Genomic DNA, 1,003 nt, shown 5'->3' on the forward strand with positions numbered 1-1,003 from the left:
TGAATAACTCCTTGCATGCTCAGTCTTTCAGGCTGGCTCGCAATCTAGGCGCGATTTTGATGGCATGCTGGTTGCCTGTCGAAAAAGCGCAACAACGAGTGCGGGCCAGCCTGGAAGACCCGGAGGGCGCGGCCTGAAGGGCACATCTGCTGCGCTTTGTCGCTAGGAAAGGGAGCCACCCTGACCGTTGCGGCAAAACACAACAGCTGCACCCTTCAGGCCACGCTGAGTACGCAAGGAGTTATTCAGAGGCTCCCTAATGCCCCGTTGGCGCTGGCGACACTGGCGAACAGCATGGCGATAAAGATGCCGACTAATTTACCCATCACGATTCCCTTCCCTGTTGTGTTTGTTACGGGATCAACAATCCCTGCCCTTTCCATTGCACGACTTTTCCCGGTTAGCCGCCATGCACAAACCGCAACAGTGTGGAGGCTTTTTGTTGCGCTTTGATATCAGCATGATGCCCTGATCGAACGCAATCAGGGCATCATGCTGACGGACAAAGGGACTACTGAGAATAGGTGGCAGAGCCGGTTTTGCGGCCGGACGAGCACAGGCATTCATAGTCAATGGAATCCAGCGTTTTACGGACCTTGCCGTTCCCCAGCGGCTCGCTCTTCATATAGCCCATCAAGTAATTCGGGTATGCCGAGGTGCCCGCCTGAATGGGCGTCGTGCCCTGCGGGCAACGCAATTTGGGGGCATTGTCCGATTCGAAGGCGCCCAGCACCTCACTGTAGGCCGGACGCGTGAACGGCCCCGCACAGACTTCATTCGCCGCCACCACCACCGGCGCGGTTTGCAACGCCACAATCAATACTGAAAACCCCATCCACTTTTTCATGTTGCTTCCCCTCTTCACGCCGGCCCATCCGGCTTATGGAGATAACATAGCGAGGCGGATCGAAAACGCTTACTGAAGCTGAAAGTCCTTTACCGGCAAGGGCGCAGGCGCAACCTCGCCCAGGGCATCCGCCACGGAAATCTCATGAATACGACA

Annotated in this window: 1 protein-coding gene; it reads right to left on the reverse strand. The window is 56.4% G+C overall.

Annotation, left to right across the window (positions count from 1 at the left end):
• Nucleotides 1-511 precede the first annotated feature (511 nt).
• Nucleotides 512-847 (reverse strand): hypothetical protein, encoded by a 336-nt coding sequence (locus tag A3730_RS02250; protein ID WP_156496839.1) that lies wholly within the window; start codon nucleotides 845-847, stop codon nucleotides 512-514.
• Nucleotides 848-1,003 lie beyond the last annotated feature (156 nt).

The organism is Alcanivorax sp. HI0044, assembly GCF_001634945.1.

Bases quoted from the DNA above. Each gene is read 5' to 3' on its own strand.
- A3730_RS02250 (WP_156496839.1), bottom strand. From the start codon at position 847: ATGAAAAAGTGGATGGGGTTTTCAGTATTGATTGTGGCGTTGCAAACC.